Genomic DNA, 17,168 nt, shown 5'->3' with positions numbered 1-17,168 from the left:
CCCGGGCCCCGGGCACCAGACGCCCCCGTCAGTGCAGAGACCGCACATCCAGCTGCCGCAGCACCCGGTCCACGATCTCCGGATCGGACCCCGGCTCGCTCCGCGCCGAAAGCACCGCGTGCCGCGCCGCCGACATCATCTCCTTCTGCACCTTCCGGAACGCCTTCACGCGCTCCACGCGCTGCGCGAGGTGCTCGCGCCGCTCGTCGTCCATGATCTCCGGGCTGATCCGCGCCCCGATGTCGAAGGCACCGCGCTGGAGGCGCTCGATGACGTCGTCGGGCAGGTCCTGGACGCCCTCGATCTCGTGGAGCCTGCGCCGGGCCGCCTTCGCCGCGCGGATCGCGAGGTCGTGCTCGATCTGCCGCTCGGCGTCCGTGTCGGCCCGTACCCCGAGCTTCCGCACGAGCCAGGGCAGCGTGAGGCCCTGGAAGACGAGGGTGACCATGATGACGCAGAAGGCGATGAAGACGAGTTCGTCGCGCCCGGGGAAGGCGTCGCCCGCGTCCGTCGTGAGCGGGATGGCGAGGGCCAGGGCGACCGAGGCCACCCCGCGCATCCCGGCCCACCACATGACGACGGTCTCGCGCCAGCTCGTCGGGATGTCTTCGGCGACGTCGCGCTTCTTGTGCAGCCGCTGCGCCAGCCAGCTCGCGGGCAGCAGCCACAGGAACCGCACGCCGATGACGACGGCCGCCACGAGCAGGCCCCAGCCGATCATCTCCCAGACCCGGTCGCCCGCCGTGCCGAAGACGGTGTGCAGTTCGAGGCCGATGAGCCCGAAGGCGATCCCGGTGACGAGGGTGTCCACGACCTGCCAGAAGGTCTGGCCGGTGATCCGCCCGAGCACGTCGTCGGCGTCGAGCGCGTACTCGGAGAGGAAGAGCGCGGTGGTGAGGACGGCGAGCACGCCCGAGCCGTGCAGTTCCTCGGCGAGGACGTAGCTGACGAACGGGACGAGGAGGGTCAGGCCGGTCTGGAGCGTCGCGTCGCCGAGGAAGTCGAGGAGCCTGCTGGTGAGCCAGCCGAGCGCGAGGCCGACCGCGACCGCGACGGCCGCCGAGAGGAAGAAGAGACCCACGGCCGAGGGCAGCGAGAAACTGCCGCCGACCGCCGCGCCGATCGCGACGTGGTAGAGCACGATCGCCGTGACGTCGTTGAACAGGCCCTCGCCCTCCAGGATGGAGACGAGGCGGCGGGGCAGCCCGAGCGAGCCGGCGACGGCGGTCGCGGCGACCGGGTCGGGCGGCGCGACGAGCGCGCCGAGCGCGACGGCGGCGGCGAGCGGCAGGCCGGGCACGATCGCGCTGGCGACGGCGGCGACGGCGGCCGTCGTGACGAAGACGAGCGCGACGGCGAGCAGGAAGATGGGCCGTCTGTTCGCCGCGAACTGGCGCCAGGACGTGCGTTGCACCGCCGCGTAGAGCAGGGGCGGCAGCACGAGCGGCAGGATGAACTCGGGCAGGATGCTGACGTTGGGGACGAACGGGAGCAGCGCGAGGACGACGCCGAGCAGCGTCATGAGCACCGGCGCGGGCAGGCCGAGTTTGTCCCCGAGCGGGACCGTCAGCACGGCTCCGAGCAGCAGCAGGATCAGCAGCGCCAATTGGTCCACGGCGGGGGCCTCCCAGGGGGCTCAGACGTACGGGCCACCCCTCGACCAGGGCCGATCCCCACCGGAATCACCCCGGAGGGGTACCCCCACCCTCCCATGGGTGTTTCTTTACCGAACACGTGGGTGGCGGCGTCCCGGTCCCGCGGCCGGTGGGTCCCGGCCTCAGACAGCCTTCCGCATGGCGCGGTGTTCGATCCCCGCTTCGAGGTAAGTCCCCCCGTACGCCACGTATCCGAGCCGCTCGTAGAAACCGAGCGCGTGCGTCTGCGCGTGCAGGTCCACGCTCGTGAGCCCGAGTCCGGCGGCGAGCCGCTCGATGCCGGTGACAAGCGCGGCCCCGACCCCGCCGCCGCGCGCCGCGCCGCGCACGGCGAGCCTGCCGAGCGAGCCGGCGCCCGGCGTGTGCCCGGTCGGCTCCCAGGCGGCCTCGCCGTGCAGCAGGCGTCCGGCGCCGAGCGGCGTACCGTCCCCGGCGAGCGCGAGGACGTGCGCGGCCCCCGCGTCGAGCGCGTCGTACTCCAGGTCCTCGGGCACGCCCTGCTCCCGGACGAAGATCTCCTTGCGCACGAGGAAGCACGCCGCGCGGTCCTCGTCGCTCTCCGCGCGCCGCACGACGTACGCGGTGCCGTCGGGCAGCGTGCCGCCCGCGAGTGTCCCGGTGCTCATCGCGCCCGTCCTCAGCGGCTCTCGGCGCGGACCCGGTCCAGGGCGCGCTGGAGGTCCTCGGGGTAGTCGCTCGCGTACTCCGCCCAGTCGCCGGTGCCGGGGTGGGTGAAGCCGAGGCGGACCGCGTGCAGCCACTGCCGGGTCAGGCCGAGGCGCTTGGCGAGCGTCGGGTCGGCCCCGTAGGTGAGGTCGCCGGCGCAGGGGTGGCGGTGCGCGGCCATGTGCACGCGGATCTGGTGGGTGCGGCCCGTCTCCAGCTTGACGTCGAGGAGGGAGGCGGCGCGGAACGCCTCGATGAGGTCGTAGTGCGTCACCGAGGGCTTGCCCTCGGCGGTGACGGCCCACTTGTAGTCGTGCTGCGGGTGGCGGCCGATGGGGGCGTCGATGGTGCCCGAGGTCGGGTCGGGGTGGCCCTGGACGAGCGTGTGGTAGCGCTTGTCGACCGTGCGGACGCGGAACTGGTTCTTGAGGGAGGTGTAGGCGCGCTCGGACTTGGCGACCACCATGAGCCCGGAGGTGCCGACGTCGAGGCGGTGCACGATGCCCTGGCGCTCGGCGGCGCCCGAGGTGGAGATGCGGTACCCGGCGGCGGCGAGGCCTCCGATCACGGTCGGGCCCGTCCAGCCGGGGCTGGGGTGCGCGGCTACCCCGACCGGCTTCATGATCACGACGACGTCCTCGTCGTCGTGGACGATCTCCATGCCCTCGACGGGCTCCGCGACGATCCGCACGGGCGCCGCGGCGGCCGGCATCTCGACCTCCAGCCAGGCCCCGCCCCTTACCCGCTCGGACTTGCCCACCACCGAGCCGTCGACCTGCACCTTTCCGCCCGCCGCCAGCTCGGCGGCCTTGGTGCGGGAGAAGCCGAACATGCGTGAGAGGGCGGCGTCGACACGCTCACCCTCCAGGCCGTCGGGGACGGGAAGGGTACGGACCTCGGGAATAGCGCTCACCCGTCGAGTATGCCGGACGGGTGAGGGAGCCCGGTAAGCGAGCTACTCGCCCGCGCCGCCGGTCCGCTCGGCGGGGGCGTCGCCGGAGGTCTCCCCGGCCTTCTTCTCGTCGCGGTGTTTGGTGCCGTCCGGGTCGAGGCCGCGGAAGGAGAGCAGGACGATGAGGATGCCGCCGCACACGATCGCGGAGTCCGCGAGGTTGAAGACCGCGTAGCCCTTGGGCGCGATGAAGTCGACGACGGCGCCCCGGAAGACACCCGGGGAACGGAAGACCCGATCGGTGAGGTTGCCGAGCGCACCGCCGAGGAGCAGCCCGAGCGCGATGGCCCAGGGCAGGCTGTGCAGCTTGCGGGCGAGACGGGCGATGACGACGATGACGCCGACGGCGATGATCGTGAAGACGATCGTGTACGCCTCGCCCATGGAGAAGGCGGCGCCGGAGTTACGGATCGCGGTGAGCCGCAGCCAGTCCCCGACGACCTGCACGGACCCGTCCCCGTGCCCCTCCAGCTTCGCGACGACGAGCAGCTTGCTCCCGAGGTCGACGGCGTACACGAGCACGGCCACCACGAACAACGCGAGCAGGCGCCGCGGCCCCTTGCCCGCGCGCTCGGCCGACACTCTCTCGATGGTGCGCTCCGCCTCAGCCACGTGACGTCCTCAAACCCGATGAACCGAATGGCTCCGAGGGTACGTCACAAGCACGAACACCCGCCCGGCCCCAGTACATCGCCGGCCCCAAAACCCAGCCCCTCCGGCGCTTGAGGAGCGAGGTACGGGGCAGCACCCCATGATCCAGCCCCTCCGGCGCTTGAGGAGCGGGGCCCGGGGCAGAGCCCCGAACCGGGCCCGGGGCGAAGCCCCGCCCCCTCCCGCCCCCTACCTCCGCTCGGACTTCTGCTTGCAGTCCACACACAGAATCGCGTGCGGAAACGCCTGCATCCGCGCCTTGCCGATCGGCTTCCCGCAGTTCTCGCACACCCCGTACGTCCCCGCGTCCATCCGCAGCAGCGCCCGCTCGGTCTGTTCGAGCCGCTCCCTGGACCCCGCGGCGAGCGCCAGCTCGTGCTCCCGGGTCACGTTCTTCGTGCCGGTGTCCGCCTCGTCGTCCCCCGCCCCGTCCGCGGAGTCCCGCATCAGGCTCGCCAGGTCCGCCTCGGCCGTCTCCAGCTCGGCCCGCAGCCCGGCGATCTCCTGTTCCAGGCCCTGCCGCGCCTCGGCGGCCTCCTCGGCCGTCCAGGGGTCCTCACCCGGCCGTACCGCCAGTTCAGCGGGGTCCGTCGCTCCGCCGCGCGTAGTGGGCACGATCTCCTCCATCGCCTTCGTCGTACCGCTTGCCGCAGACGCAGCACCGGACCGGCCTGCGATATTCCTCGTTCCTGCCACCGCGTACGCGAAACACCCCGCACACACGGTGGTGGGACGATAAATCGACATCCCTCCGACGGCAACGGGCCACGCCGCCCCCGGCCGCCGCGCGCCCCCGTGCGCCCTCCCCCGGCGGCAGGACCCCGCGAGCGCGCGGGCCGCGCAAAGCCGTGGCGGCCCGCCCACCCCGTACCCGTACACTTGCGGCAGCGAAACACAGGTGTGGATGGGGACGAGTAGCGCCGAGAAGCGGCCAGGAGCGACCCGGGGACGGTGGAAGCCCGGGGGCACGCGCGACGCGAAGATCACCCCCGGAGCCGCCGGAGGAAAGCCAGGGGTGAGTGCCCCGCGGCCGTAGAACCGGCTTCGCGGACCCAATGAGGGGGCCGCAGGGCAGTCGCCCGGCGGCCAAGGAGGGTGGTACCGCGGGAGCGCTTCGGCTCTCGTCCCTCCGACGGACATGCACATCCGCCGGAGGAGCAGCGAGCCCATGACGACCCCGCCGCAGTACCGTCCCGTCCCCGCCCAGGTGGACCTGCCCGCCCTTGAGCACGAGGTGCTCGGCCTGTGGCGCGAGCGCGACACCTTCGCCAAGACGCTCGCCCGGTCCGAGGGCCGCCCCGAGTGGGTCTTCTACGAGGGCCCGCCGACCGCCAACGGGATGCCGGGCGCGCACCACATCGAGGCGCGCGTCTTCAAGGACGTCTTCCCGCGCTACCGCACGATGCGCGGCTACCACGTGGGCCGCAAGGCCGGCTGGGACTGCCACGGCCTGCCGGTCGAGCTGGCGGTCGAGAAGGAACTCGGCTTCGCGGGCAAGAAGGACATCGAGGCGTACGGCATCGCCGAGTTCAACGCGAAGTGCCGCGAGTCGGTGACCCGCCACACCGACGCCTTCACCGAGCTGACGACCCGCATGGGCTACTGGCTCGACCTGGACCACGCCTACCGCACGATGGACCCCGAGTACGTCGAGTCCGTGTGGTGGTCGCTCAAGCAGATCTTCGACAAGGGCCTCCTCGTCGAGGACTACCGCGTCGCCCCCTGGTGCCCGAAGGACGAGACGGGCCTCTCGGACCACGAGCTGGCGCAGGGCTACGAGACCGTCGTGGACCCCTCGGTCTACGTGCGCCTCCCGCTCACCTCCGGCCCGCTCGCCGGGAACACCGCGCTGCTCGTGTGGACGACGACGCCGTGGACGCTCGTCTCGAACACCGCGGTGGCCGCGCACCCGGAGGTCTCCTACGTCGTCGCGACGGACGGGAACGAACGCCTCCTGGTCGCCGAACCGCTCCTGGAGAAGGCCCTCGGCGAGGGCTGGGAGGCGACCGGCGAGCGCTTCACCGGCGCCGGGATGGAGCGCTGGACGTACCAACGCCCCTTCGGGCTGATCGACTTCCCCGAGGCCGCGCACTACGTCGTCAACGACACCTATGTGACGACCGAGGACGGCACCGGGCTCGTCCACCAGTCCCCCGCCTTCGGCGCGGACGACCTGCGCGTGTGCCGCGCCTACGGGCTCCCCGTCGTCAACCCGGTCCGCTCCAACGGCACCTTCGCCGAGGACGTGCCGCTCGTGGGCGGGCAGTTCTTCAAGAAGGCCGACGAGGACCTCGTCGCCGACCTCAAGGCGCGCGGCCTGCTCTTCAAGCACGTCCCCTACGAGCACAGCTACCCGCACTGCTGGCGCTGCCACACCGCGCTGCTCTACTACGCGCAGCCCTCCTGGTACATCCGTACGACCGCCGTGCGCGACCGCCTCCTGGAGGAGAACGAGAAGACCAACTGGCACCCGGAGAACGTCAAGCACGGCCGCTTCGGGGACTGGCTCAAGAACAACGTGGACTGGGCGCTCTCGCGCAAGCGCTACTGGGGCACCCCGCTGCCCGTCTGGCGCTGCCCGGACGGCCACCTCACGTGCGTCGGCTCGCTCGCCGAGCTGAGCGGGCTGACCGGCACCGACCAGTCGGGCCTGGACCCACACCGCCCGTACATCGACGCGGTCACCTTCGCCTGCCCCGAGTGCGGCACCGAGGCGAAGCGGGTCGAGGAGGTCATCGACGCCTGGTACGACTCGGGTTCGATGCCGTTCGCGCAGTGGGGCTACCCGTACCGCAACAAGGAGCTGTTCGAGGCGCGCTACCCGGCGCAGTTCATCTCCGAGGCGATCGACCAGACCCGCGGCTGGTTCTACACGCTGATGGCGATCGGCACGCTCGTCTTCGACAAGTCGAGTTACGAGAACGTCGTCTGCCTCGGCCACATCCTCGCCGAGGACGGCCGCAAGATGTCCAAGCACCTGGGCAACATCCTCCAGCCGATCCCGCTCATGGACCAGCACGGCGCCGACGCGGTCCGCTGGTTCATGGCGGCGGGCGGCTCGCCCTGGGCGGCGCGGCGCGTGGGGCACGGCACGATCCAGGAGGTCGTCCGCAAGACGCTCCTCACCTACTGGAACACCGTGGCCTTCCAGGCGCTGTACGCCCGTACCGCCGGCTGGGCGCCCTCGGCCGCCGATCCGGCGCCCGCCGAGCGGCCCGTCATCGACCGCTGGCTCCTGTCCGAGCTGCACCAGCTCACCGCCGGGGTCACCGAGGCGCTGGAGTCCTACGACACCCACCGCACCGGGCAGCTCCTCTCCGCCTTCGTCGACGACCTCTCCAACTGGTACGTGCGCCGCTCGCGCCGCCGCTTCTGGCAGGGCGACAAGGCGGCGCTGCGGACCCTGCACGAGGTGGTCGAGACGGTGACGCGGCTCATGGCCCCGCTCGTCCCCTTCGTCACGGAGCGGGTCTGGCAGGACCTCGTGGTCCCCGTGGACGCCTCGGCACCGGAGTCGGTGCACATGGCGAGCTGGCCCGAGGCGGATCTCGCGGCCGTGGACGAGGAGTTGTCCCGGCAGATGGCGCTCGTGCGGCGGCTCGTGGAGCTGGGCCGCGCGACGCGTGCCGAGTCGGGCGTCAAGACCCGGCAGCCGCTGAGCCGCGCGCTCATCGCGGCGACGGGCTTCGAGGCGCTGGGCGAGGAACTGCGGGCGCAGATCGCGGAGGAGCTGAACGTCGCGGGGCTCGCCTCGCTCGGCGAGGTCGGCGCCTCGCTCGTGGACACGAGCGCTAAGGCCAACTTCCGCGCGCTCGGCAAGCGCTTCGGCAAGGGCGTGCAGGCGGTCGCGAAGGCGGTCGCGGACGCGGACGCCGCCGCGCTGTCGGCGTCCCTGCGCGAGACGGGTACGGCGACGGTCCTCGTGGACGGTGCGGAGGTCGCGCTCTCGCCCGAGGAGGTCTTCCTGACGGAGACGCCGCGCGAGGGCTGGGCGGTCGCCTCCGAGGCGGGCGCGACGGTCGCGCTCGACCTGGAGATCACCGAGGAGCTGCGCCGCGCCGGCCTGGCCCGCGACGCGATCCGCCTCGTCCAGGAGGCCCGCAAGAACAGCGGCCTCGACGTGGCCGACCGCATCGCCCTGCGCTGGACGACCCAGGACCCGGCCCTGGCCGAGGCCCTGCGCGCGCACGCGAGCCTGATCGCGGACGAGGTCCTGGCCACGGACTACGCGGAGGGCGAGCCGACGGAGCTCTACGGCAAGCCCTTCGAGGACGCGGCTCTCGGGCTGACGTTCGCGCTGCACAAGGTGGGCTGAGCCGCTGGTCGCCGGAGGGGGCGTGGGGCGAAGCCCCATGAATCAACCCCCTCCGGCGATCGAGGAGCGGAGCCCCATGCATCAAGCCCCTCCGGCGATTGAGGAGCGGGGTCCGGGGCGGAGCCCCGCAACGGCCCCCGCTCCCGGCGCCACGAAACGCCACCGGGCCCCCAGGTCGAGGACCTGGGGGCCCGGAAGGAACGCCGACCGACTACGCCTCACGCAGCCGCAGTCGGCTCAGTTGTCGTCCTCGTCGATCAGGAATCCCCGCATCGGCGACGGAGCCTGCTGCATCGGCTGAGGCGCCTGCGGCCGCACCGGCGCCATCGGCTGCGTCATCGCCGGGGACATCTGCTGCTGCCCGCCCCCGTACGAGGGACCCGCCGAGGGCGGCGTGGGGCCACCCATCGGGCCGGGACCACTGTGCCCGCCGCCGAAGGACGGCGCGCCGGCCGGGGCCATGGAGGGCGAGGGGGACGGCGGCAGCGACGGCGTCGAGGAGACGCGCGGCGGGGCGAGCGAGTCGTCCGACTGCGTCTCCAGCTGGCGCAGCTGGGACTCCAGGTACGACTTCAGCCGCGTGCGGTACTCGCGTTCGAAGCCGCGCAGGTCCTCGACCTTGCGCTCCAGCGTGGCGCGGGCGGACTCCAGGGAGCCCATCGCGACGCGGTGCTTCTCCTGCGCGTCCCGCTCCAGGGCGTCGGCCTTGGCACGGGCGTCGCGCTCCAGACCCTCGGCGCGGCTGCGGGCCTCGCCGACGATCTTGTTGGCCTCGGAGCGCGCCTCGGCGATCGCCTGGTCGGCGGTCTGCTGGGCGAGCGAGAGGACACGCGCGGCGCTGTCGCCACCGGGACCCTGGCCGGGCTGCGGGAGCTGCGGGCCGCCGTGGCCGAGCGGGCCGACCATCTGCTGCTGCGGCTGGCCCATCGGGCCCTGCGGGCCGCCCATCGGACCCTGGCCCATCGGCCCGGGACCCTGCTGACCCATCGGCCCGGGACCCTGCTGACCCATCGGCCCGGGACCCTGCTGACCCATCGGCCCGGGTCCCTGCTGGCCCATCGGGCCGGGGCCCTGCTGGCCCATCTGCCCCATGGGGCCGGGACCCTGCGGGCCGTGGCCGCCGGGACCGGAGGGGAGCTGCGGGGCACCGGAGGGCAGCTGGGGCGGACCGCCCATGTGCTGCTGCTGCGGATGCTGCTGCTGGCCCGGGTGCTGCGGCTGACCGGGGTGCTGCGGCTGGCCGGGGTGCTGCGGCTGCCCCGGGTGCTGCTGCCCCTGCGGCGGACCGGATATGGCGGCGGGCCCGGGACCCTGCGGCCGTTCCGGCTGCTCGGGACCCTTGCGCATGTTCTGCTGCTGGTTCTGCGCGGCGGCACGCGTGGCCGCGGCGAGTTTCGCGCGCAGGTCCTCGTTCTCGCGTGCGAGCCTGGTCAGTTCGGCTTCCACCTCGTCGAGGAAGGCATCGACCTCGTCCTCGTCATAGCCTTCTCGGAGGCGGACGGTCGTGAACTGCTTGTTCCGCACGTCCTCGGGGGTCAATGGCATCTCTTCACCTCAACGTAGTCGTCGGCATTCGGCAAGAACGTAGTTGACATCGCGCTCACAGCCGGCTCACGACGGAGATCAGGATGTAGACGATGATCATCAGTACGAAGAAGGACAGGTCGAGCGCCACGCCCCCGAGGCGCAGCGGCGGGATGAACCGCCGCAGAAGCTTGAGTGGTGGATCGGTGACAGTGTAGGCGGCCTCCAGAACGACCACCATGGGCTTGCCCGGCTGCCAGGAGCGGGCGAACTGGAACACGTAGTCCATGACGAGCCGGAAGATCAGGACCAGCAGGAAACACATCAGCGCGATGTAGAGCACATCCAGCACGACGCTCATGAGCGCTTCCCACTCCCCTGTCCTGCGAGCCCGCCGTCACGAGCCGTTCCCTTGTGCGTCATTCGGTCTCAGCTCTGGTTGAAGAACCCGCCCTCTGCGATGCGAGCCTTGTCCTCCGCCGTTACATCGACGTTAGCAGGCGACAACAGGAAAACCTTCTGAGTCACCCGCTCGATGCTCCCGTGCAGACCGAACACCAGACCGGCCGCGAAGTCGACAAGGCGCTTCGCGTCCGTGTCGTCCATCTCGGTCAGGTTCATGATCACCGGCGTGCCCTCGCGGAAGTGTTCCCCGATGGTACGGGCTTCGTTGTAGGTCCGGGGGTGCAACGTCGTGATGCGGTACGGCTCCCGCTCCGAGACAACCTTGGGCATGATCACCGGCGCGTTCTTCTCCATGCTCGGACGTTCTGGTGTGATGGATGACACGGGCGCGATGCGTGCCGGACGGCCCGATTCCAACGGCAGCGACACGGGTTCGCGCGGGGCCGGGGGCTGGGCGGAACGCACCGGTTCGTCCGGTTCGGGCTCCTGGTGCGGCGGGTTGTGCCGCCTGCGGTCGCGCTCGGGCTCCGGTTCGGGCTCGAACTCGTCATCGGGGTCGAACCCCGGGCCGTCGTACCCATCGTCCTCCACGAGGCCGAGGTAGACCGCCATCTTGCGCATCGCGCCGGCCATGCTCTGAGTCCTCCGCTCTGTGGTGGATCGACAAGGACCACCTGCCCGCGATCCACGAGGTCTTTCCGCCTCTTTGACGGGTAATGACCATATTTTGTGCTGTGGTCCGACTTGTTTGGCGACGTTACCCGAGGGGGGAACGCGTGCCGAGTATCGCGCTGCCGATCCGTACATGTGTCGCCCCGGCGGCGATCGCCGCCTCCAGGTCACCGCTCATCCCGGCGGAGACCATCGTGGCAGCCGGATGCGTGGCGCGCACGAGGCTCGCCAGCTCCGCGAGCCGCGTGAAGGCGGCGCGCGGGTCGCCCGCGTAACGCCCCGCCAGCGGAGCCACCGTCATGAGCCCCGCCGGACGCAGCCCCTCGGTGGCGGCGATCCGGTCCATGAGCGCCGGGACCTCCTCCGGGTGGGCCCCGCCGCGCCCCGCGTGGGCCGCGGGATCGCCCTCGGCGTCGAGCGCGACCTGCACGAGCGCCCCGAGTTCGCGCCCCTCGCGCGCCGCCGCGGCGCCGAGCGCCTCGGCGAGCCTGGCCCGGTCCACGGAGTGCACGTACGAGGCGTACCGCGCCACGGACCTGGCCTTGTTGGTCTGCAACTGGCCGATGAAGTGCCAGGTGAGCGGGAGGTCCGCGCAGGCGGCAGCCTTCGGGGCCGCTTCCTGGTCGCGGTTCTCGCCGGCCTGTTCGACGCCGAGCGAGGAGAGAAGACGCACATCGCTCGCCGGATAGGTCTTGGTGACCGCGATCAATGTCACGTCACCGCGCGAACGGCCCGCCGCGGCGCACGCCTTGGCGATTCGTTCCTCCACTTTCGCGAGGTTCGCGGCGAGTTGTTCCCTGCGTCCACTAAGGTCCGTCATGTCCCATCAGTCCAGCCACGCGTAGCCCGCGAGACGCCCGGTGACCCGGTCCCCGCGGTAGGAGAAGTGGTCCGCCGACTCCCGCGTGCAGACCGGCGAGCGGCGCACGTCGCGCACACCGAGCGCGTCGAGTTGCGCGAGCACCCCCGCCGCCACGTCGAGCGCCGGAGTGCCCCAGCTCGTTTCGGCGTACGCCCGGGGCGCGAGCGCGGCGACCTCGGCGCGCATGGCCTCGGGCACCTCGTAACACGCCCCGCAGATCGCGGGCCCGGTGCGGGCCACGATCCGCGCGGGCTCGGCGCCGAGCCCCCGCATCGCCTCGACCGCCGCCGGGACGACCCCGGCGACGAGCCCCGGCCGCCCCGCGTGCGCGGCGGCCACGACCCCGGCGACGGGGTCGGCCAGCAGGACGGGCACGCAGTCCGCGGTGAGCACGGCGAGCGCGAGCCCACGCCGCGCGGTGACGACCGCGTCGACGGCGGGTACGGGCGCGTCCCCCCACGACTCCCCGACCACCGCGACCTCGCGCCCGTGGACCTGGTTCATCCAGACCACGTGCGCGGGGTCGAGGCCGAGTTCCCCGGCCGCGAGCGCCCGGTTGGCGAGGACCGCCCCGGGAGCGTCGCCGACGGCGCCGCCGAGGTTGAGGGCCTCGTACGGAGCGGCGCTCACCCCGCCCCACCTGTCGGTGAAGGCGAAGTGCGCGCCGCCCGCTTCCTCGCGCGTGCCTATCACTTCAGGAAGTCCGGCACGTCCAGCTCCTCGGCCTGGCTGTCCGGGTAGGGACGGGCCTGGGGGACCGAGGGCTGCGGGACCTGCGGAGCGGGCGCCTCGTTGACCGGGGCCGGTTCGGGCTCCGGGCGCGGGGCGGGCTCCTCGCGCGGGGTGACGGAGCCGAGGCCGCCGAAGGCCGGGCGGACCGGCTCACTCGTGCGGGCCTGCGGCTGCGGCTCCTCGCGCTTGCCCGTGGAGGCGCCGATCACGGTGTCCCGCTTGGCGGGGGGCTGGCCCCCGTCGAAGCCGGCCGCGATGACGGTCACCTTGACCTCGTCACCGAGGGCGTCGTCGATGACGGCGCCGAAGATGATGTTGGCCTCCGGGTGCGCGGCCTCGCTCACCAGCTGGGCGGCCTCGTTGATCTCGAAGAGACCGAGGTCGGAGCCGCCGGAGATGGAGAGCAGGACCCCGCGCGCCCCGTCGATGGACGCTTCGAGCAGCGGGGAGGAGATGGCCAGTTCGGCCGCCGCGACGGCACGGTCGTCGCCGCGTGCGGAGCCGATGCCCATGAGGGCGGAGCCCGCCTCGCTCATCACGGACTTGACGTCCGCGAAGTCGAGGTTGATGAGCCCCGGGGTCGTGATCAGGTCGGTGATGCCCTGGACACCGGAGAGCAGGACCTGGTCCGCGGACTTGAACGCGTCCAGGACACTGACCTGCCGGTCCGAGATGGACAGGAGCCGGTCGTTGGGGATGACGATGAGGGTGTCGACCTCTTCGCGGAGTTCGGCGATGCCGTCCTCCGCCTGGTTGGCGCGGCGCCGTCCTTCGAAGGTGAAGGGACGGGTGACCACGCCGATCGTGAGGGCGCCCAGGGAGCGTGCGATGTTGGCGACGACGGGAGCCCCGCCGGTGCCGGTGCCGCCACCTTCGCCCGCCGTGACGAAGACCATGTCGGCCCCCTTGAGGACCTCCTCGATCTCCTCGCGGTGGTCCTCGGCCGCCTTGCGGCCGACCGCCGGATTGGCGCCGGCTCCCAGACCCCGGGTCAGTTCGCGGCCGACGTCGAGCTTGACGTCGGCGTCGCTCATGAGCAGGGCCTGCGCGTCGGTGTTGATCGCGATGAACTCGACGCCCTTGAGCCCGACCTCGATCATCCGGTTGATGGCATTGACACCACCGCCGCCGACACCGATGACTTTGATGACTGCGAGGTAGTTCTGCGGTGCTGCCACGTCGAAGGCTGCCTCTCGCCTCGATTTACGTGTCGATGCTTCGCCGCCCGGCGTGCGTCGACTGATGCCGAATAAGGGACGGTCCGAAGCGCCGACCCGAACCCTCACCCTGAAGTCCAGGGTTACTCCCGAGAGAGTTCCCCTGTGTTCTACCCCAGTGAGAGAGGGTTACCAGTGTGTCTGTTGCTGGGACTTCGCTGACTGTTCCGAACAGGACACTAAGTCGACACGTGGCGCGCGTTCAACGAACACGCCGAACCTCCCGTTTTTCTTTTCACCCTATGTGATCAGCCGTGGCGCTGCCCAACCAGGGGTCCGTACCACGATTTTTTGGGCCAATTCAGGGTCAATCTCGTGCCAACTCGGCGTCAACTTCCGCGAACTGACGGGGCGACGGGAACCGAGACGTCGTAGTACTCCGCCTTGGGTTCCGCTTTCATCAGGGCGGTGAGGGTACGGGCCTTCGCCGCGCTTTTCTCACCACTTCCCCACGCCACCGTGCGCCCGTCCCGCAGCAGCAGGGCGACGTCGTCGTAGGAGCGAATCCGGATCGTGCGCAGGTTCTTGACCACGGGTGACGGCACCCGGGCCGCGATCGTCGCCGCCTCGCGCAGCAGTCGCGCGGTGCCGAAACGGTGCAGCGAGGGCGCGCCGGAGGCGTCGAGATCGAGGCGCGGAATTCCGCGCGGAGGAGTGCCCACCGTGGCGAAAAGCACGCCGTGCGCGTCCACTTCGTCGAATTTTCCGCCCTTTTCCCGCACGAGAACCGGTTTACGCTCCGTGACGGAGACGCGCAGTCCGTGCGGCCAGGAACGCGTGATCTCCACGGATTCGACGCGGGGCAGCCGGGCCCGCGTACGCGCCGCGAGCGCGTCGGTGTCCGCGGAGACGAGCGGACTCCCCACCGGGGCCGCCACCGCCCGTTCCACCTCGCGCGGGGTGAGCATCTCCGTCCCCGTGACGCTCACCCGGGTCAGCTTGAGCCACGGCGAACCGTAGAGGAGGTAGAGCGCCCCGCCCAGGAGCACCACGAGGCCCCCGGCGACCAGCCAGAACCGGAGTCCCGGCAGGCCGCGCGGGGGCGGGGGCGGGGCCGGGGACCGTTCGGCGTCCTGGGGCGCCGGGGCCCCGGTACGTCCTTCGCCGCCCTGGGCGGTCCTCGCTCCGGCCACGCTCCCTCAGCCTCCTCGTGATGCGGGGGCTTTCAGGGCCCCTCAGCGGTTCCTGCGTGCGGCGATCGCCTCGTACACCATGCCGACGAGCAGGTCGTCGGCGTCGCGGCGGCCGAACTCGGCGGCGGCACGGGACATCTCGTAGAGCCGGTGCGGGTCGGCGAGCACCGGCACCACCTGGGACTGCACCCACTCCGGCGTCAGTTCCGCGTCGTCCACGAGGAGTCCGCCCCCCGCCTTCACCACCGGCTGGGCGTTGAGCCGCTGTTCCCCGTTGCCGATGGGCAGCGGGACATAGGCGGCGGGCAGGCCCACGGCGGAGAGTTCGGCGACCGTCATCGCTCCCGCCCGGCACAGCATCATGTCGGCGGCGGCGTACGCGAGGTCCATCCGGTCCACGTACGGTACCGGGATGTACGGCGGCATTCCGGGCATGTTGTCGGCGCGTGGCAGTTCGTTCTTGGGGCCGACCGCGTGCAGGACCTGGATGCCGGAGCGCTGGAGCAGCGGGACGACCCGCTGGACGACCTCGTTGAGGTGGCGGGCGCCCTGGGAGCCGCCGGAGACGAGGAGCGTCGGCAGGTTCTGGTCCAGGCCGAAGGCGGCGCGGGCCTCGGGGCGCACCCGGGCGCGGTCCAGGGTGGCGATGGTGCGGCGCAGCGGGATGCCGATGTAGCGGGCGCCGCGCAGCTTGCTGTCGGGGGTCGAGACGGCGACCCCGGAGGCGTAGCGGGAGCCGATCTTGTTGGCGAGCCCGGGGCGGGCGTTGGCCTCGTGCACGACGATCGGGGTGCCGGTGCGCTTGGCCGCGAGGTAGCCGGGCAGCGCGACGTATCCGCCGAAGCCGATGACGCAGTCCGCCTTGGTGCGCTCGATGACCTGCTCGGCGGCCTTGATGGTGCCGCGCAGCCGGCCCGGCACGGTGATCAGCTCGGGGGTCGGCTTGCGCGGCAGCGGCACCGCGGGGATGAGGGCGAGTTCATAGCCGCGCTCGGGTACGAGCCGGGTCTCCAGGCCGCGTTCCGTGCCGAGAGCCGTGATCCCCACGGTGGGGTCCTGCCTGCGCAGGGCGTCCGCGAGGGCGAGCGCCGGCTCGATGTGGCCGGCGGTCCCCCCGCCGGCGAGTACGACATGCACCGAAATTCACCGCTCTCCGGACGGACGCGCCCCGGGGGCGCGCCGTCGCATCGTGTTCCATCTCACCGCGAACCGCTTGCGGCCGAAGCCGGGCCCCCGCAGGGCGAGGGCCGCTCGCGCAGCGGGCTCGTCGCGTGCGAAGGCGATGAGGAGCCCGATGGCGAACATGGTCGGCAGCAGCGAGGAACCCCCGTAGGAGAACAGCGGCAGCGGCACCCCGGCGATCGGCAGCAGACCGAGCACCGCGCCGAGGTTGATCACGGCCTGCGCCGTGATCCAGGTGATGACCGCTCCCGCGGCGTACCTCACGAAGGGGTCCTCCGTGCGTCCGGCCACGCGGATACCCGCATAGCCTAGAGCCGTGAAGAGGGCGATCACCGACAGCGTCCCCGCGAGGCCCAGTTCCTCGCCGAGCACGGCGAAGATGAAGTCCGTGTGGGCTTCGGGGAGTTCACCCCATTTTTCCACACTCGCGCCGAGCCCGGAGCCGAAGAAGCCGCCCGAGGCGAGGGCATAGAGGCCGTGCACGCCCTGCTGGCACTTGTCGTTGAAGGCATGGGCGTCGGTGGAGCCGAGGCAGGCGAAGCGGGCGAGGCGGTTGTCGCTCGTCTTGACGAGGATCACACCGAGCAGCGCGACGAAGCCGAGCACCCCGGCGAACATCCGGGTCGGCGCGCCCGCGAGCCACAGCAGGCCGAAGAGGATCGCGGTGAGGATCATCGCGGTGCCCATGTCCGAGCCGAGCATGATGAGCCCGAGGAGCAGGAAGGTCGCGGGCACGAGCGGCACCAGCATGTGCTTCCACTGGTTGAGCAGCCGCTTCTCGCTCTTGCGCGCGAGCAGGTCGGCGCCCCACAGGACGAGTGCGAGCTTGCCGAACTCGGAGGGCTGGATCTGGAAGAAGCCGAGGCTGATCCAGTTCCGGTTGCCGTTGACGGAGACGCCGATGAGCGGCACGGCGGCCATCGTGACGATCGCGGCGACCAGGAGCGGGTACGAGAGCGCGCGGTGCAGTTTGACGGGCATCCGCGCGGCGGCGACGAGGAGCAGTCCGCCCATGAGGGCGGCGCCGAGCTGCTTGCGGAAGAAGAAGGAGCCCGAGAGCCCGTAGTTGAGGGCCGTGATGACGGAGGCCGAGTAGACCATCACGAGCCCGAGCACGATGATCAGCAGGCTCGCGCCGAGGATCACGTAGTACGCGGTGAGCGGCCGGTCCCAGGCCCGCATGAGGCGGCCGGGGAGTCCGC

At 71.7% G+C, this 17,168-nt stretch carries 15 protein-coding genes; 1 reads left to right on the top strand and 14 read right to left on the bottom strand.

Annotation, left to right across the window (positions count from 1 at the left end):
* Nucleotides 1-28 precede the first annotated feature (28 nt).
* From SSBG_RS23060 to SSBG_RS23040, 5 genes are all read right to left on the bottom strand, one after another.
* Nucleotides 29-1,615, bottom strand: coding sequence for a Na+/H+ antiporter (locus SSBG_RS23060; protein ID WP_008748477.1), 1,587 nt, complete (start codon nucleotides 1,613-1,615; stop codon nucleotides 29-31).
* A gap of 162 nt (nucleotides 1,616-1,777) precedes the next feature.
* Entirely contained in the window at nucleotides 1,778-2,281 is a 504-nt protein-coding gene (locus SSBG_RS23055; RefSeq protein ID WP_050776817.1) for a GNAT family N-acetyltransferase, read from the bottom strand.
* 11 nt (nucleotides 2,282-2,292) lie between these two features.
* Entirely contained in the window at nucleotides 2,293-3,234 is a 942-nt protein-coding gene (locus SSBG_RS23050; RefSeq protein WP_008748475.1) for an RluA family pseudouridine synthase, read from the bottom strand.
* 42 nt (nucleotides 3,235-3,276) lie between these two features.
* Entirely contained in the window at nucleotides 3,277-3,885 is a 609-nt protein-coding gene (gene lspA / locus SSBG_RS23045) for a signal peptidase II (RefSeq protein ID WP_008748474.1), read from the bottom strand.
* Nucleotides 3,886-4,113: 228 nt separating this feature from the next.
* Nucleotides 4,114-4,539, bottom strand: a complete 426-nt coding sequence (locus SSBG_RS23040) for a TraR/DksA family transcriptional regulator (RefSeq protein WP_234010629.1) — start codon at nucleotides 4,537-4,539, stop codon at nucleotides 4,114-4,116.
* A gap of 553 nt (nucleotides 4,540-5,092) precedes the next feature.
* Here SSBG_RS23040 and ileS point away from each other — a divergent pair.
* The gene (ileS, locus tag SSBG_RS23035) at nucleotides 5,093-8,239 is read left to right on the top strand and encodes an isoleucine--tRNA ligase (protein WP_008748472.1); all 3,147 of its coding nucleotides are present in this window, start codon (nucleotides 5,093-5,095) and stop codon (nucleotides 8,237-8,239) included.
* A gap of 237 nt (nucleotides 8,240-8,476) precedes the next feature.
* On the opposite strand, the gene SSBG_RS23030 is transcribed toward ileS, so the two are convergent.
* The 9 genes from SSBG_RS23030 to ftsW all read right to left on the bottom strand — a co-directional run.
* Entirely contained in the window at nucleotides 8,477-9,784 is a 1,308-nt protein-coding gene (locus tag SSBG_RS23030) for a DivIVA domain-containing protein (RefSeq protein ID WP_037870458.1), read from the bottom strand.
* Nucleotides 9,785-9,839: 55 nt separating this feature from the next.
* A complete protein-coding gene (locus SSBG_RS23025) occupies nucleotides 9,840-10,124 on the bottom strand; it encodes a YggT family protein (RefSeq protein ID WP_007828256.1) in 285 nt (94 codons plus the stop codon).
* A 68-nt stretch (nucleotides 10,125-10,192) separates the two neighbouring features.
* A complete protein-coding gene (locus tag SSBG_RS23020) occupies nucleotides 10,193-10,801 on the bottom strand; it encodes a cell division protein SepF (protein WP_008748469.1) in 609 nt (202 codons plus the stop codon).
* 124 nt (nucleotides 10,802-10,925) lie between these two features.
* The gene (locus SSBG_RS23015; protein ID WP_008748468.1) at nucleotides 10,926-11,660 is read right to left on the bottom strand and encodes a YggS family pyridoxal phosphate-dependent enzyme; all 735 of its coding nucleotides are present in this window, start codon (nucleotides 11,658-11,660) and stop codon (nucleotides 10,926-10,928) included.
* Nucleotides 11,661-11,666: 6 nt separating this feature from the next.
* Complete coding sequence (gene pgeF, locus SSBG_RS23010) at nucleotides 11,667-12,395, bottom strand: peptidoglycan editing factor PgeF (protein WP_008748467.1); 729 nt, start codon at nucleotides 12,393-12,395, stop codon at nucleotides 11,667-11,669.
* Nucleotides 12,392-13,612 carry a cell division protein FtsZ gene (gene ftsZ / locus SSBG_RS23005; protein ID WP_008748466.1) on the bottom strand — a complete coding sequence of 407 codons (1,221 nt, stop codon included), beginning with the start codon at nucleotides 13,610-13,612 and terminating at the stop codon, nucleotides 12,392-12,394. Before ftsZ ends, pgeF begins: the two co-directional genes overlap by 4 nt.
* Nucleotides 13,613-13,980: 368 nt before the next feature.
* On the bottom strand, nucleotides 13,981-14,784 hold the full coding sequence (locus SSBG_RS23000) for a cell division protein FtsQ/DivIB (protein ID WP_008748465.1): 804 nt from the start codon (nucleotides 14,782-14,784) through the stop codon (nucleotides 13,981-13,983).
* A gap of 42 nt (nucleotides 14,785-14,826) precedes the next feature.
* Nucleotides 14,827-15,921 carry an undecaprenyldiphospho-muramoylpentapeptide beta-N-acetylglucosaminyltransferase gene (gene murG, locus SSBG_RS22995; protein WP_008748464.1) on the bottom strand — a complete coding sequence of 365 codons (1,095 nt, stop codon included), beginning with the start codon at nucleotides 15,919-15,921 and terminating at the stop codon, nucleotides 14,827-14,829.
* 6 nt (nucleotides 15,922-15,927) lie between these two features.
* Nucleotides 15,928-17,168 (bottom strand): putative lipid II flippase FtsW (ftsW, locus tag SSBG_RS22990; protein ID WP_078491393.1); only part of this gene is annotated, 1,241 nt, incomplete at its 5' end.

The organism is Streptomyces sp. SPB074 (genome assembly GCF_000154905.1).
Classification (GTDB): Bacteria; Actinomycetota; Actinomycetes; order Streptomycetales; family Streptomycetaceae; genus Streptomyces.
The sequence above is the reverse complement of the archived record's forward strand: the minus strand, read 5'-3'. Positions and strand labels throughout refer to the sequence as shown.

Coding starts and splice junctions, on each gene's coding strand:
- SSBG_RS23055 (WP_050776817.1), bottom strand. CDS start 2,281: ATGAGCACCGGGACACTCGCGGGCGGCACGCTGCCCGACGGCACCGCG.
- ileS (WP_008748472.1), top strand. CDS start 5,093: ATGACGACCCCGCCGCAGTACCGTCCCGTCCCCGCCCAGGTGGACCTG.
- SSBG_RS23030 (WP_037870458.1), bottom strand. CDS start 9,784: ATGCCATTGACCCCCGAGGACGTGCGGAACAAGCAGTTCACGACCGTC.
- SSBG_RS23025 (WP_007828256.1), bottom strand. CDS start 10,124: ATGAGCGTCGTGCTGGATGTGCTCTACATCGCGCTGATGTGTTTCCTG.
- SSBG_RS23020 (WP_008748469.1), bottom strand. CDS start 10,801: ATGGCCGGCGCGATGCGCAAGATGGCGGTCTACCTCGGCCTCGTGGAG.
- SSBG_RS23015 (WP_008748468.1), bottom strand. CDS start 11,660: ATGACGGACCTTAGTGGACGCAGGGAACAACTCGCCGCGAACCTCGCG.